Here is a 12,958-nt window from a genome sequence, read left to right on the forward strand (position 1 = left end):
CCCGTAATCGGGATTCCCGGCGTCGCGCGCCGTCCCCTTGTCGTCCTCGGAATCCTGATGTCGAAGAAGATGATCAAGCCCGGACCTGACCTGCTGACGCAGGTCAACCAGGCTTTTCTCGACTACGGCTATAGCGGGCTGTCGATGGTCGGCCTGGCCAAGGCCTGCGGCTTCACCCAGCGCGCGCTGTATTACTACTTCAGCAACAAGGAAGAGGCGTTTCGCGCCGTCATTGCCTGGCGTCACGTCGAGGACGTCGCGCTGGCGCTGGAAGCCGGCCGGTCCGTGCGGGCGAAGGGCGGCGGTGCGCTGGATATTTTCGCGACCATTCTCGACGTCCGCTACGGCGAGACACGGCGGCGCCTGACGCATTCGCCGCATACCGTCGAGCTCAATGCCGAAGCCTTCAAGCGCTGCCGCGACCTGATGATCAAATCGGCGGTCTCGTTTCAGGCTGACCTGGAAAAACTCGTGATCGAGTTGCAGGCCGCGCGGCTCTTGAAGCTGAACGGCGAGTTCACCGCGGCGCAGATCGCACAGGCACTCGCCGACGGCGCGCGCGCCGTCAACCAGGCGCTGCCGCCGATCGCCCGCGACGACTTCTCCGCACGCTATCGCCAGATGTGCGCAATGGTGCTCTACGGCTGCGCCGTGATGCCGAAGCGGAAGTAATCCGCACGACGGCCGGCGCGCGCAGTCGCCGCTGATCCGCCCCCCCCCCCCCCAGGACGATCGACCATCCGAGGACCCGGCAGGGCCATGCCGCCGGGGCCGTGGACATCTTGCGCCACATGTTACATGTTTCATATTTTACATGACTATGTGAAATATACGATATTGCATCGCAAAGACCTTTGGAGACGTCTCGAATGGCTGACATGGGACAAACCGACGACCCGGCCGATCGTCGCGCGATCCGGCGCTCTCTGGACCGAAGTGATCAGCCTGCGCGCATTGAGAAGATAATTTCCGTCGATTTCGCCAGAACCGCGCTGGCGCTTCGCCCGGGCTCGGCACAGCCGATTTCCTTACCGGCGACGCGCGCTCTGATGCAGAGCGAGAGGTCATGCACGATGCGCATTAAGCTTGGGGATCACAGCCCGGAAACGCTCGCCGCAGGCTCCGCACGCACGCTTGTCGCGGATGCCATGGAGCTGCACCCGGATCAGGCTCCGGCACACGAGCTAGCTCTTCGGAGTTCTCCGGCGACAGGCAATCGCGGCTGGGCGCCGTTGCTCGAAGCCTGCCTTGCCGACTTCAAGGAGGCGACCGAGGCCGGCGATACCGCGAGCATTCCTGCGCTGGTCAAGATCGTGGCCGACCTTGCGCTGATCGAGCGCGGCGCGATCAGGCCGGGCAGCCGCCGCGCGCAGCAGGCGTTGCGCGTCGGCCGGCTCAGCCTCGCGCGCCGCCTGATCACGCGCCACCTCGCGAAGCCGGCGCTGTCGCCGGGGATGGTCGCCGACATGCTCGGCGTCTCGGTCCGTTACCTGCACGTGCTGTTCGAGGCGACCGGCGCGAGCTTCTCGCAGACCGTCACCGCCCAGCGCCTGAGCGAGAGCCGCAGGCTGCTTTGCGAACAGCCGCCGCGGCCGATCGCCGACGTCGCCCTCTCCTGCGGCTTCGGCAGCCTCGCCACCTTCTACCGGATCTTCAGCGCATCGGAGGGTTTGACGCCCGGCGAGTACCGGGCTGCGGGGCACTAGCCGCAACGGCGATCCAACGATCGTGGAACGTCGGTTGCAGAACCGTGCAAATGCCAAATGCACCCTGCGGTGAGCATGCGCCTGCGTGATTTCGGAATATTAGAAGTGTATCGGTGAGTTGCCCGACATGTCAACTGGCCTGGTCGAACACCGGCCACCGCCGGCTCCTTTGCATGGGGTTGTTTTCGATATTTTGGCAACGCGCCCCCCGCAACGGTGGCGCGGGCCCCCGCCGGGGCTTTGTCATCGGATCCGGGACCGGCGATTCATTTGACCGCCAAATGACGGAAATGACGGTTATTTTGGCGAAAACGTTAAGCTTTTTCGGCTATCCGGCCGGTTCCAAGATTGACTTTACCGGTTTCGCCCCTATGTTGCGGGGCAACGCGGCCCTCGGATCGAAACGCGATTCGTCAGGTTTGCCGTCCGTCAGCGTTAGTCAGAGCCCCCGAGCTTTATAGAAAAGCGAGCCGTTTCGGGGCCGAACGCGACAGCCTTTTACCTTCGATTCCGAACGGCGGTTTCGACCAGAGGCTCAATGTCTTTTTCCAATCTAGGCCTGTCCGATAAGGTCCAAGCCGCAGTGGCGGCCACCGGTTACACCAATCCCACCCCCATCCAGGAACAGGCAATCCCGCACGTCCTCGCCCGGCGCGACGTCCTCGGCATTGCCCAGACCGGCACCGGCAAGACCGCTGCCTTCGTTCTCCCGATGCTCACGATCCTCGAGAAGGGCCGCGCCCGGGCACGGATGCCGCGCACCCTGATCCTGGAGCCGACCCGCGAGCTCGCCGCGCAGGTGAAGGAGAATTTCGACAAATACGGCGCCGGCCAGAAGCTCAACGTTGCGCTCCTGATCGGCGGCGTCTCGTTCGGCGACCAGGACTCCAAGCTGATGCGTGGCGTCGACGTCCTGATCGCAACGCCCGGCCGCCTGCTCGACCACACCGAACGCGGCGGGCTGCTGCTCACCGGCGTCGAACTGCTGGTCATCGACGAAGCCGACCGCATGCTCGACATGGGCTTCATCCCCGACATCGAGCGCATCTGCAAGCTCGTCCCGTTCACGCGGCAGACCCTGTTCTTCACCGCGACGATGCCGCCGGAAATCAGCCGCATCACCGAAGCCTTCCTGCACAATCCGGCCCGGATCGAAGTCTCCAAGCCCGCAACGACTGCGGTGACGGTGACCCAATCCCAGGTGCCGGCGGGCCGCGAGCCGCACGAGAAGCGCGAGATCCTCCGCCGCCTGCTGCGCGACGCCAAGGACCTCAACAACGCGATTATCTTCTGCAATCGCAAGCGCGAAGTCGCTGTGCTTCACAAATCGCTGCAGAAGCACGGCTTCAGCGTCGGCGCCCTGCACGGCGATATGGACCAGAGCGCGCGCATGGCCGCGCTCGATCAATTCCGCAAGGGCGAGCTACCGCTGCTGGTGGCCTCCGACGTCGCCGCCCGCGGCCTCGATATTCCCGCGGTCAGCCACGTCTTCAATTTCGATGTGCCGCATCACCCCGACGACTACGTCCATCGCATCGGCCGCACCGGCCGCGCCGGTCGTACCGGCACCGCGATCTCCATCGTTACACCGCTCGACAGCAAGTCGATGGCCGCGATCGAAAAGCTGATCGGCCAGCAGATCCCGCGCGCCGAAGGCGACTACACCGTTCACAGCGAAGCCTCCGACGAGGACGCGGCACCGCGCCGCTCGCGCAGCCGCGAAGGTTCGCGCGATGGCGCCCGCGGCGGCCGCAAGCCGCGGCGTGAGCGCGAGCCGCGTCACGGTGAGCGCGAGGCTCGTCAGGACCGGGAGCCGCGCCAGGAGCGCGAGCCCAAGCCGGAGCGCGAGCCGCGCCACGGCCGCAACCCGGCCCCGCAAGCCGCCCCGTCGCACGTGCCGTCGATCGGGCGTGCCGAGCCGCGGCGGCCGCAGCGCGAGGTCGACCACGAGCCTGCCGATCACTCGCACCTGCCCGCCTTCCTGCTGCGACCTGTGCGCGCACGCGCGTAAGGCCTGCTCTGAAGCCGCCGCGCCCGCGGCGGCGTCCCGGCGAGTCTGTGTCGCCGGCGGCGACCGACGCACACGCTGATTCCTCGCGTTTGAAGCAAATCCGCGCCGTTTGCGCATTCGCATTGGCGCGCAAGCGAAAAGCTTGCGCAAGCGCGCGCGATCCGGCGGCGGAATCGAGCGCGTGCCGCGTCAGGCGCGGCCAAATCCCCGTAGTTCCACTGTTTACCTTGCCTTCATTCTCGTCCCGTACCCTCGCGCCAATAGTTTAGTCATTGCTGCCGGATATGACCGGCATTGCGTGCATTGAGGACGTAACAGTGGTCAAGCTGCTGGACGAACACGAACGTACGTTGGCCTTTGCCGAAGTCGCGCTTGGTCAGATTCGCTCGCTTCGCCAGACCGCCGTCCCTCGCAACTATGAGATCTGGTACGTCTACGCCACCGGATACAACGCGCCGCTCAACAAGGTCATCAACGAGACGCTGGCGCGCAGCGGCAAGCTCTCTGAATCCGATCTCGAGCAGATCTACGAAACCTATCTCTCGCACATCAAGACCTCGGACCGCATCGACAAGGTCGGCGCCCGCGTCATCGGCGAGATCGACGCCGTCATGAAGCTGATCACCGATGCGCTCGGCGTGTCGGCGAATTATGATGCGAGCCTGGTCGGCGCCAGCAACAAGCTTGCGAGCGCCACGACCCACGATCACATCAAGACGATCGTCGAGAGCCTGGCCAAGTCGACGCGCGAGATGCGCGAGACCAATCAGGCGCTGGAGAACCGGCTCGCGCTGTCGAAGTCGGAGATCAGCGACCTGCAGCACAGCCTCGAGGCGATCCGCGCCGAGAGCCTGACCGATCCGCTCACCGGCCTCGGCAACCGCAAATACTTCGACCGCTCGATCGACATGGCGGTGCAGACCGCACTCGCCAGCGGCGAGCCGCTGTCGATGCTGATGTTCGACATCGATCACTTCAAGTCGTTCAACGATTCCTACGGCCACCTCACCGGCGACCAGGTGCTGCGGCTGGTGGCGCAGTCGCTGAAGCAGACCATCAAGGGCCAGGACATCACCGCCCGCTATGGCGGCGAGGAATTCGCGGTCGTGCTGCCCAACACTGCGCTGCGGCAGGCGCTGACGGTCGCCGACCACATCCGCCGCGCCGTGATGGCCAAGGAATTGAAGAAGAAGTCGACCGGCGAGATCCTCGGCCGGGTCACGATCTCGGTCGGCGTGTCGATGCTGAAGCCGGCCGACGACACCGATTCGCTGATCGAGCGCGCCGACGCCTGCCTCTACGCCGCCAAGCGCGCCGGCCGCAACCGCGTGATCTGCGAAGCCGATCCGGAATACAGCGCCGAGACCCAGACCCGCGTGGCGTAAATTTCCTCTTTCAGAACTTCGTAGCGCTGCAAAGGCGCGATAGCGCCGTGCTCACCATCCTAGCGCCGCCGAGTTTGGTGGGCACGCTTCGCTTTCCCCGCCCTGCCTTTCGATTTCGCGGTCCGCGTCTTTGCCGCGCCCTTCTTGGCCACGGTCTTCTTTGCGGCAGCTTTCTTCGCCGGCGCCTTCGTCTTCGAAGCAGCCGCTCGTTTCCTCGGCCGCTTGCGCAGCGCGGCACGTTGGGCGGCGCCGAGCGCAAGGCGTGCCCAGACCGCGAGTTCCTCGGCATCGTCGAACAGCCGCGCCGGCAGCTGCCAATAGGAGTTCACAGTGACCGTCTTCGAACTCGTCTGGTACTGGAACGGCTTCGAGCCTTCCGCCTCGAATTGCGGGATGGTCTCTTCGTCGGCGCGGAAGTAGAGCCCGGCCCGCAAGGCCAGCGCGAAATTGGTGCCGTCAGCGGAGATGCCGTAACCGGAGAACATCCGGCGCAACGTGACCGGGCCGAAATCGACGAACAGGTCGGTGAGAAATTCGCGGTCCATGTACCCACCTCATCGCAGCGCGACCGGACACGCCCGCCGCAGCCTGTTGCGCGCAGTATGATCGACCAACACGTCGATACGCAACGATGGTGGATTTCGAGTCTAAAAGGCGCGAACGCTATCGCGCGGGCGCCCGGCGCGGCAGCGATCAGACCGTGGCCGGCTTGAGCTGCACCGATTCGCCGCAGCCGCAGGCGGAAACCTGGTTCGGGTTGTTGAACACGAACTGGGCCTGCATCTTGTCGGCGACGTAATCCATCTCGGTGCCGAGCAGGAACAGCACGGCCTTCGGATCGACCAGGATCTTGACGCCCTTGTCCTCGACCACTTCGTCGGTCGGGCGGATCTCGTGGGCGTATTCGACGGTGTAGGATTGTCCGGCGCAGCCGCCGTTCTTGATGCCGACGCGCAGGCCGACGATCTCGGAATCAGCGCGCTTGGTCAGCTCGCTGATCCGCTCCGCCGCGGCATCGGTCAGTTTCATGACCTGCGGGCGCGGCCGCTTCGGCTTGGCTGGGGTTGGTGAAGCTTGCGTCATGTCACTCATGTGGTCAGTCCCAGCGGCAAATCAATTGCCGATCTTCTCGAGCCTAAGTCCAATCCCCTAACGCATCACCACATATTGAGGACGAGGCGCGCCTCGTCCGACATCCGGTCCGGCGTCCAGGCCGGATCCCACACCAGATTGACGTTGACGACGCCGACGCCGGGAACGCTGGCAACGGCGTTCTCGACCATGGTCGGCAGCTCGCCCGCCGCCGGGCAGTTCGGCGTGGTCAGGGTCATCAGGATATCGACGGAGCGATCGTCCTTGAGATCGACCTTGTAGATCAGGCCGAGCTCATAGATGTCGGCCGGGATTTCCGGGTCGAACACCGTCTTCAGCGCCGCGACGATCTCGCCGCTCATGCGCTCGGTCTCCTCCGCCGGCAGTGCCGAGGTGGTTTCCATGGTGGCCGTCTTGACTTCGGCTGTATCGGTCATGCGAACAATTCCCGCGCCTTGATCAGCGCTTGCGCCAGATGGTCGACTTCTTCCTTGGTATTATACATCCCGAAGGATGCGCGGCAGGTGGCCGTGACGTTGAACCGCTCTAAAAGCGGCATCACGCAATGCGTGCCGGCACGCACGGCGATGCCCTGTCGATCGATCACGGTCGCGACATCGTGGGGATGCGCGCCCTTCATCTCGAACGAGATCACCGGGCCCTTGGTGCGGGCGGTTCCGATCACCCGCAGCGAGTTGATCTCGCGCAGGCGATCCTGGGCATAGGTGAGCAGCTCGTGCTCATGCGCGGCGATGCGCTCCTTGCCGATCGAATTGACATAGTCGATCGCGGCGCCGAGCCCGATCGCCTCGACGATCGGCGGCGTTCCGGCCTCGAATTTGTGCGGCGGATCGCCATAGGTGACCCAGTCCTTGGCCACTTCGCGGATCATCTCGCCGCCGCCGTTGAACGGCCGCATCGCCACCAGATGCTCGTGCTTGGCGTAGAGCGCGCCGATGCCGGTCGGCCCGTACACCTTGTGGCCGGTGAAGGCGTAGAAATCGCAGTCGAGGTCCTGGACGTCGATCGGCAGATGCACCGCGCCCTGCGCGCCGTCGACCAGCACCGGGATGCCGCGGGCATGCGCCAACCGGACCACGTCCTTGACCGGAACCAGCGTGCCCAGCGCATTCGACATCTGGGTGATGGCGACGATCTTGGTGCGCGGCGTCAGGAGCTTCTCGAACTCCTCGATCAGGAAGTTGCCCTCGTCGTCGACCGGCGCCCACTTGATCACGGCACCCTGGCGTTCCCTGAGGAAGTGCCACGGCACGATGTTGGAGTGGTGCTCCATGATCGAGAGGACGATCTCGTCGCCCTCCTTGATATTCTCGCCGCCCCAGGACGACGCCACCAGGTTGATCGCCTCGGTGACGTTGCGGGTGAAGACGATCTCTTCACTGCGGCGGGCATTGATGAACTGCGCGACCTTGCCGCGGGCGCCCTCATAGGCCTCCGTCGCCGCATTGGCGAGGTAATGCAGGCCGCGATGCACGTTGGCGTATTCGCTCTTGTAGGCTTCCGTCATGCGGTCGAGCACCGCATTCGGCTTCTGGGCCGAGGCCGCGTTGTCGAGATAGACCAGCGGCTTGCCGTAGATCTGCATGGCGAGCGCCGGAAAATCCTGCCGCACCAAAGCGACGTCGTAAGAACCGTTGGCGACCGCCTTGTGCATGCTCACGCCCTCGCTTCCAGCCAGCGCTGCGCGGTGGCAATTGCGACCTCGCGCAACGCGTCGCTGGCAATGGTCTCGATCGCCTCGCCGACGAAGGCCTGGATCAGCAGCGCCTGCGCTTCCTTCTCGGGCAGTCCGCGGGCGCGCATGTAGAACAGCAGGCTCTCGTCGAGCGCACCGGTGGTCGCACCGTGACCGCAGGTGACGTCGTCGGCGAAGATCTCGAGCTCCGGCTTGTTGTCGGCTTCCGCATCGTCGGACAGCAGCAGCGCGCGGGTCATCATCTTGGCGTCGGTCTTCTGCGCGTCGGGGCGGACGATGATGCGGCCCTGGAACACGGAATGGGCGCGGTCATCGACGACGGCACGGAAGATCTCGCGGCTCGCGCAGTGCGGCACCGCGTGATCCATGAACAGCGTGGTATCGGCGTGCTGCTTGCCGTTGATCAGGTTGACGCCGTTGGTCTCGACCGTCGAGCCCTCGCCGGCACAGGTCACCGTCAACTGATAGCGGCTGACGTGGCCGCCCGAGGTCAGGCCGAAGGTGTTGAAATGGGCATGCGCGCCGAGCGTCACGGTCGCCGAGGAAATGTTGAAGGCATCGATCGCGTCTTCGACCAGACGCACGTGGTCGAGCCGCGCGTTGTCGCCGATCGCGACAACCAGCCCGTCATGCGTCTGGTAGGCCTTGGCGCCTTCGGCGGCGAGATAGCTCTCCACCAGCGTCACGCCGGTATCGCGACCAAGCCGCAACAGCGAGCGCGTGAACATCGAGGCCGGCGCCGTGCCGGACGCGACGTGCACAATGTGCAGCGGCTGGGACAGCATCGTGCCGTTGGCGATGTCGATGACGACGCCGTCGGTCGCCATCGCGCCGTTGAGCGCGATCATCGGATTGGAGATGTCTGACGCAAAGGCCTGCTCCGAGAGCGCGCCATCGCCGGCGTCGAGCACCTCACGCAACGGGCGGATGCTGAGACCCTTTTCGGGATTGCCGAGGTCGGACAGATCAGGCGCGAAGGCGCCATCGACCAGCACGAGGCGGCGCACGCCATCGATCGCGCGCAGCTTGACGGCGGCAGCGGCGCGGCTGAGCACCGCGGCATCCGGCGCAGGCGCCAGCGGCAGCACCTCGCGCATCAGCGCGCGCAGGTCGGTGTATTTCCAGTCTTCGATCCGGCGGTGCGGCAGGCCCGATCGTTCGTAAGCCTCGAACGCCTGGCGGCGCTGATCGGCGATCTTGCCCTTGCCCGGCAGACGGTCGCGCACCACGGCGAACACATCGCCCAGCGCGCGTCCGGTCTCGGTCTTTGCAACAACGTTCATCTGAGAACCCGTACCCGTCAGGCAGCGTCTTCGAACTGCGCGTAACCGGACTCTTCCAGCTCCAGCGCCAGTTCCTTGCCGCCGCTCTTCACCACCCGGCCCTTCGACATCACGTGCACGACATCGGGCACGATGTAGTTGAGCAGCCGCTGATAGTGGGTGATCACGACCATCGCGCGTTCCGGCGAGCGCAGCGCGTTGACGCCGTCGGCGGCGATCCTGAGCGCATCGATGTCGAGGCCGGAATCCATTTCGTCGAGGATGCAGACGGCCGGCTCGAACAGCGCCATCTGCAGGATCTCGTTGCGCTTCTTCTCACCGCCGGAGAAGCCGACGTTGACGCCGCGCTTCAGCATGTCCTGCGGAATGTTCAGCGACTTGGCGACCTCGCGGACCTTCTTGAGGAAGGCCGGCGACGAGATCTCGTCCTCGCCGCGCGCCTTGCGCTGGGCGTTGAGTGCCGCATGCAGGAAATTCCAGGTGGTGACGCCGGGGATTTCGACCGGATACTGGAACGCCAGGAACACGCCCTTGGCGGCGCGCTCGTTCGGCTCCATCTCCAGGAGATCCTCGCCCCTGAACAGGATCTGGCCGCCGGTGACTTCATAGCCCGGCTTGCCTGCGATGACGTGGGAGAGCGTCGACTTGCCGGAGCCGTTCGGCCCCATGATCGCGTGCACCTGGCCCGGGTTCACCGTAAGCGACAGCCCGTGGAGGATCTCGCGCTCCTCGACACGAACCTGCAGATCTTTCACTTCAAGCAAAGACATCTGATTTTTCCTGAACATCATCCACGAGGCGCGTCAGCCGCGCCACAGCGGGATGGATTAGCCAACCGAACCTTCAAGGCTGATCGAGATCAGCTTCTGCGCTTCCACCGCGAACTCCATCGGCAGTTGCTGCAGTACGTCCTTCACGAAACCGTTGACGACGAGGCCGACGGCTTCTTCCTGTGAGAGCCCGCGCTGGATGCAGTAGAACAGCACGTCCTCGGAAATCTTCGACGTCGTCGCTTCATGCTCGAACGTCGCCGAGGAATTCTTGGCCTCGACATAGGGCACGGTGTGCGCGCCGCATTTGTCGCCGATCAGAAGCGAGTCGCAGGCGGTGTAGTTGCGGGCGCCGGTGGCCTTGCGATGGGCGCTGACGAGGCCGCGATAGGTGTTCTGCGACTTGCCGGCGGCGATGCCCTTGGAGATGATCCGGCTCGACGTGTTCTTGCCGAGGTGGATCATCTTGGTGCCGCTATCGACCTGCTGGAAGCCGTTCGAGATCGCGATCGAGTAGAACTCGCCGCTCGAATTGTCGCCGCGCAGGATGCAGCTCGGATATTTCCAGGTGATCGCCGAACCGGTCTCGACCTGGGTCCAGGAGATCTTGGAATTCCGGCCGCGGCAGTCGCCACGCTTGGTGACGAAATTGTAGATGCCGCCCTTGCCCTCGGAGTTGCCGGGGTACCAGTTCTGCACCGTCGAATACTTGATCTCGGCGTCATCGAGCGTGACGAGCTCGACCACCGCGGCATGCAGCTGGTTCTCGTCGCGCTGCGGCGCGGTGCAGCCTTCGAGATAGGAGACGTAGGAGCCCTTATCGGCGATGATCAGCGTGCGCTCGAACTGGCCGGTGTTGCGCTCGTTGATGCGGAAATAGGTCGACAGCTCCATCGGGCAGCGCACGCCCGGCGGCACGTAGACGAACGAGCCGTCGGAGAACACCGCCGAATTCAGCGTCGCGAAATAGTTGTCCGAGGTCGGCACCACGGTGCCGAGATATTTCTGCACCAGATCGGGATGCTCGCGGATCGCCTCCGAGATCGGCATGAAGATCACGCCGGCCGCCTTCAGCTCCTTCTGGAACGTGGTCGCAACCGAGACCGAGTCGAACACGGCGTCGACCGCGATCTTGCGGTTCGGCGTCTGCTCGCCACCGGGCGGCGGCTCGACGCCCTCGAGGATCGCGACCTCGCGCAGGGGAATGCCGAGCTTCTCGTAGGTCTTGAGGATTTCCGGATCGATCTCGTCGATCGAGGACAGCGTCTTCTTCGGCTTCGGCGCCGCGTAGTAATAGATGTCCTGATAGTCGATCTTCGGATAGTCGACGCGCGCCCAGGTCGGCTCGGTCATGGTCAGCCAGCGGCGATACGCCTCCAGGCGCCATTCCAGCATCCAGGCCGGTTCATTCTTCTTTGCTGAGATGAAGCGGACGGTGTCTTCCGACAGCCCCTTCGGGGCCTTGTCGGACTCGATCAGCGTCTCAAACCCATATCGATACTGGTCGACGTCGATGCGCCGGACGCGCTCGACCGTCTCTTGTACAGCAGGCATTCAATCCTCCGCTCGCGGTTTCAAGGACCGCGGTGGATCTCAAGTTCCGAAAATCTCTTACGATGCTTTGACGATGAAATCCGCTTAGAACAGTTCAAGCTGTGTTTCGTCGTTCCCCCTTAACTAAGGTATCGGCGAGCTTTCGCCAAGCCTTGAGGGCCAAATCCACGTCTGTCTCCGTGGTAGACCAGCCAAGACTGAGCCGCACCGCTCCCTGGGACACCTCTGAACGGTATCCCATTGCCTCCAACACGTGGGATGGCTGGACTTTGCCCGACGAGCAGGCGGAGCCGGACGAGACTGCGATTCCCCCCAGATCGAACCCGATCACCGCCGTTTCGGCCTTCATCCCCGGCGCGCCGAACAAAACGGTATTTGGCAACCGCTTCACATCATCGGAGAACACCAGTACGTCGGGCGTCTGCCGGAGACCATGCTCGAGCCGGTCGCGCAGCCCTCGGACGCGGGCGGCGTCGGCCTTCAGCGCCAGCATCGCGGCCTTCGCGGCCGCACCAAAGCCTGCGATCCCCACGACGTTCTCGGTCCCTGCCCGCCGCCCGAGCTCCTGCCCGCCGCCACGCAGCAATGCCTCCAGCCCCTCGACGCCTTCGGCAAGCACCAGCGCGCCGACACCCTTCGGCCCGCCGATCTTGTGCGCCGACAGCGTCACCAGGTCAGCCCGGGTCGAGGCGAGATCGAACGGGATCTTGCCGAACGCCTGGATCGCATCGACATGCAGCAGGCCACCGGCCGCGTGGACGATCTCGGCAACGTCAGCCACAGGCTGAATGGCCCCGGTCTCGTTGTTCGCCAGCATCACCGAGACCAGCGCGGGCGGACCGTCCGCGAGCAGCGCGCGCAGATGATCGAGATTGATCACCCCCGCGCGCGTGACATTGATGGCGCCGATCGCTTCACGCGAAAACCGTCCGCCCGCGAGGACCGACGGATGTTCGATCGCGGACGCCAGCAGCCGCTGCACCGGCGCGCCCGCGCCGCGGTGCAGTCCCGGCGTCAATGCGAGCGCATTGGCCTCGGTCCCGCCGGAGAGAAAGACGACGTCCTGCGGCCGGCCGCCGACCGCCTTCGCCACCGCGTTGCGGGCATCCTCGACCAGCCGGCGCGCGCGACGTCCCTCGCTGTGCACAGAAGACGGGTTGCCGCTCAGTTCCCACGCCGCGGCCATCGCCGCCTTCGCCTCCTGGCGAAGCGGCGTGGTGGCATTCCAGTCGAGATAGACGCGATCGGCCATCGAGCTTGTCCGCCGCACCACCGTGGTTGCGGCCTCACTGCGACATAACGACAGTCGGGCACCGAGACCAGATCAGAGTCGCCGGCGTGCGGGATTTTTCATGCGCGCCGGAGTTTTGTCATGTTGCCAGGCAAGACATTCGCGGCGCCGTGCGCGCGATAGTATTGTGACGAAGCAAAACTTCAGGT

Annotated in this window: 12 protein-coding genes; 4 read left to right on the forward strand and 8 right to left on the reverse strand. The window is 64.7% G+C overall.

Features of this window, described 5'->3' with window-relative positions:
- Window positions 1-57 precede the first annotated feature (57 nt).
- The 4 genes from BI327_RS09920 to BI327_RS09935 all read left to right on the forward strand — a co-directional run bounded on the left by BI327_RS09920 (window position 58) and on the right by BI327_RS09935 (window position 5,102).
- Window positions 58-672 carry a TetR/AcrR family transcriptional regulator gene (locus tag BI327_RS09920; protein ID WP_083742010.1) on the forward strand — a complete coding sequence of 205 codons (615 nt, stop codon included), beginning with the start codon at window positions 58-60 and terminating at the stop codon, window positions 670-672.
- A 197-nt stretch (window positions 673-869) separates the two neighbouring features.
- The gene (locus BI327_RS41025; protein ID WP_083742011.1) at window positions 870-1,706 is read left to right on the forward strand and encodes a helix-turn-helix transcriptional regulator; all 837 of its coding nucleotides are present in this window, start codon (window positions 870-872) and stop codon (window positions 1,704-1,706) included.
- A gap of 538 nt (window positions 1,707-2,244) precedes the next feature.
- Window positions 2,245-3,717: a DEAD/DEAH box helicase gene (locus BI327_RS09930; protein ID WP_076860056.1), complete on the forward strand. Its 1,473-nt coding sequence runs from the start codon at window positions 2,245-2,247 to the stop codon at window positions 3,715-3,717.
- A 317-nt stretch (window positions 3,718-4,034) separates the two neighbouring features.
- The gene (locus BI327_RS09935; protein ID WP_076860058.1) at window positions 4,035-5,102 is read left to right on the forward strand and encodes a GGDEF domain-containing protein; all 1,068 of its coding nucleotides are present in this window, start codon (window positions 4,035-4,037) and stop codon (window positions 5,100-5,102) included.
- A 59-nt stretch (window positions 5,103-5,161) separates the two neighbouring features.
- On the opposite strand, the gene BI327_RS09940 is transcribed toward BI327_RS09935, so the two are convergent.
- The 8 genes from BI327_RS09940 to BI327_RS09975 all read right to left on the reverse strand — a co-directional run bounded on the left by BI327_RS09940 (window position 5,162) and on the right by BI327_RS09975 (window position 12,770).
- Window positions 5,162-5,647: a TfoX/Sxy family protein gene (locus tag BI327_RS09940; RefSeq protein WP_076860060.1), complete on the reverse strand. Its 486-nt coding sequence runs from the start codon at window positions 5,645-5,647 to the stop codon at window positions 5,162-5,164.
- A 148-nt stretch (window positions 5,648-5,795) separates the two neighbouring features.
- On the reverse strand, window positions 5,796-6,185 hold the full coding sequence (locus BI327_RS09945) for a HesB/IscA family protein (RefSeq protein ID WP_050629414.1): 390 nt from the start codon (window positions 6,183-6,185) through the stop codon (window positions 5,796-5,798).
- 74 nt (window positions 6,186-6,259) lie between these two features.
- Window positions 6,260-6,631 carry an SUF system Fe-S cluster assembly protein gene (locus BI327_RS09950; RefSeq protein WP_021081118.1) on the reverse strand — a complete coding sequence of 124 codons (372 nt, stop codon included), beginning with the start codon at window positions 6,629-6,631 and terminating at the stop codon, window positions 6,260-6,262.
- A complete protein-coding gene (locus BI327_RS09955; protein ID WP_089025431.1) occupies window positions 6,628-7,875 on the reverse strand; it encodes a cysteine desulfurase in 1,248 nt (415 codons plus the stop codon). Before BI327_RS09955 ends, BI327_RS09950 begins: the two co-directional genes overlap by 4 nt.
- The gene (gene sufD, locus BI327_RS09960) at window positions 7,872-9,194 is read right to left on the reverse strand and encodes a Fe-S cluster assembly protein SufD (RefSeq protein WP_076860062.1); all 1,323 of its coding nucleotides are present in this window, start codon (window positions 9,192-9,194) and stop codon (window positions 7,872-7,874) included. The genes BI327_RS09955 and sufD overlap by 4 nt, the downstream gene beginning before the upstream one ends.
- A 17-nt stretch (window positions 9,195-9,211) precedes the next feature.
- A complete protein-coding gene (sufC, locus tag BI327_RS09965; RefSeq protein WP_076860717.1) occupies window positions 9,212-9,964 on the reverse strand; it encodes a Fe-S cluster assembly ATPase SufC in 753 nt (250 codons plus the stop codon).
- Between the two features lie 57 nt (window positions 9,965-10,021).
- Entirely contained in the window at window positions 10,022-11,518 is a 1,497-nt protein-coding gene (sufB, locus tag BI327_RS09970) for a Fe-S cluster assembly protein SufB (protein WP_076860064.1), read from the reverse strand.
- Between the two features lie 94 nt (window positions 11,519-11,612).
- Window positions 11,613-12,770, reverse strand: coding sequence for a cysteine desulfurase family protein (locus BI327_RS09975; protein WP_076860065.1), 1,158 nt, complete (start codon window positions 12,768-12,770; stop codon window positions 11,613-11,615).
- Window positions 12,771-12,958: the final 188 nt, after the last annotated feature.

Origin of the sequence: Bradyrhizobium mercantei, assembly GCF_001982635.1 — a bacterium.
In the GTDB taxonomy this organism is placed as follows: Bacteria; Pseudomonadota; Alphaproteobacteria; order Rhizobiales; family Xanthobacteraceae; genus Bradyrhizobium; species Bradyrhizobium mercantei.

Bases quoted from the DNA above. Each gene is read 5' to 3' on its own strand.
- BI327_RS41025 (WP_083742011.1), top strand. From the start codon at position 870: ATGGCTGACATGGGACAAACCGACGACCCGGCCGATCGTCGCGCGATC.
- BI327_RS09940 (WP_076860060.1), bottom strand. From the start codon at position 5,647: ATGGACCGCGAATTTCTCACCGACCTGTTCGTCGATTTCGGCCCGGTC.
- BI327_RS09975 (WP_076860065.1), bottom strand. From the start codon at position 12,770: ATGGCCGATCGCGTCTATCTCGACTGGAATGCCACCACGCCGCTTCGC.
- BI327_RS09950 (WP_021081118.1), bottom strand. From the start codon at position 6,631: ATGACCGATACAGCCGAAGTCAAGACGGCCACCATGGAAACCACCTCG.
- BI327_RS09930 (WP_076860056.1), top strand. From the start codon at position 2,245: ATGTCTTTTTCCAATCTAGGCCTGTCCGATAAGGTCCAAGCCGCAGTG.
- sufB (WP_076860064.1), bottom strand. From the start codon at position 11,518: ATGCCTGCTGTACAAGAGACGGTCGAGCGCGTCCGGCGCATCGACGTC.
- sufC (WP_076860717.1), bottom strand. From the start codon at position 9,964: ATGTCTTTGCTTGAAGTGAAAGATCTGCAGGTTCGTGTCGAGGAGCGC.
- BI327_RS09920 (WP_083742010.1), top strand. From the start codon at position 58: ATGTCGAAGAAGATGATCAAGCCCGGACCTGACCTGCTGACGCAGGTC.
- sufD (WP_076860062.1), bottom strand. From the start codon at position 9,194: ATGAACGTTGTTGCAAAGACCGAGACCGGACGCGCGCTGGGCGATGTG.
- BI327_RS09945 (WP_050629414.1), bottom strand. From the start codon at position 6,185: ATGACGCAAGCTTCACCAACCCCAGCCAAGCCGAAGCGGCCGCGCCCG.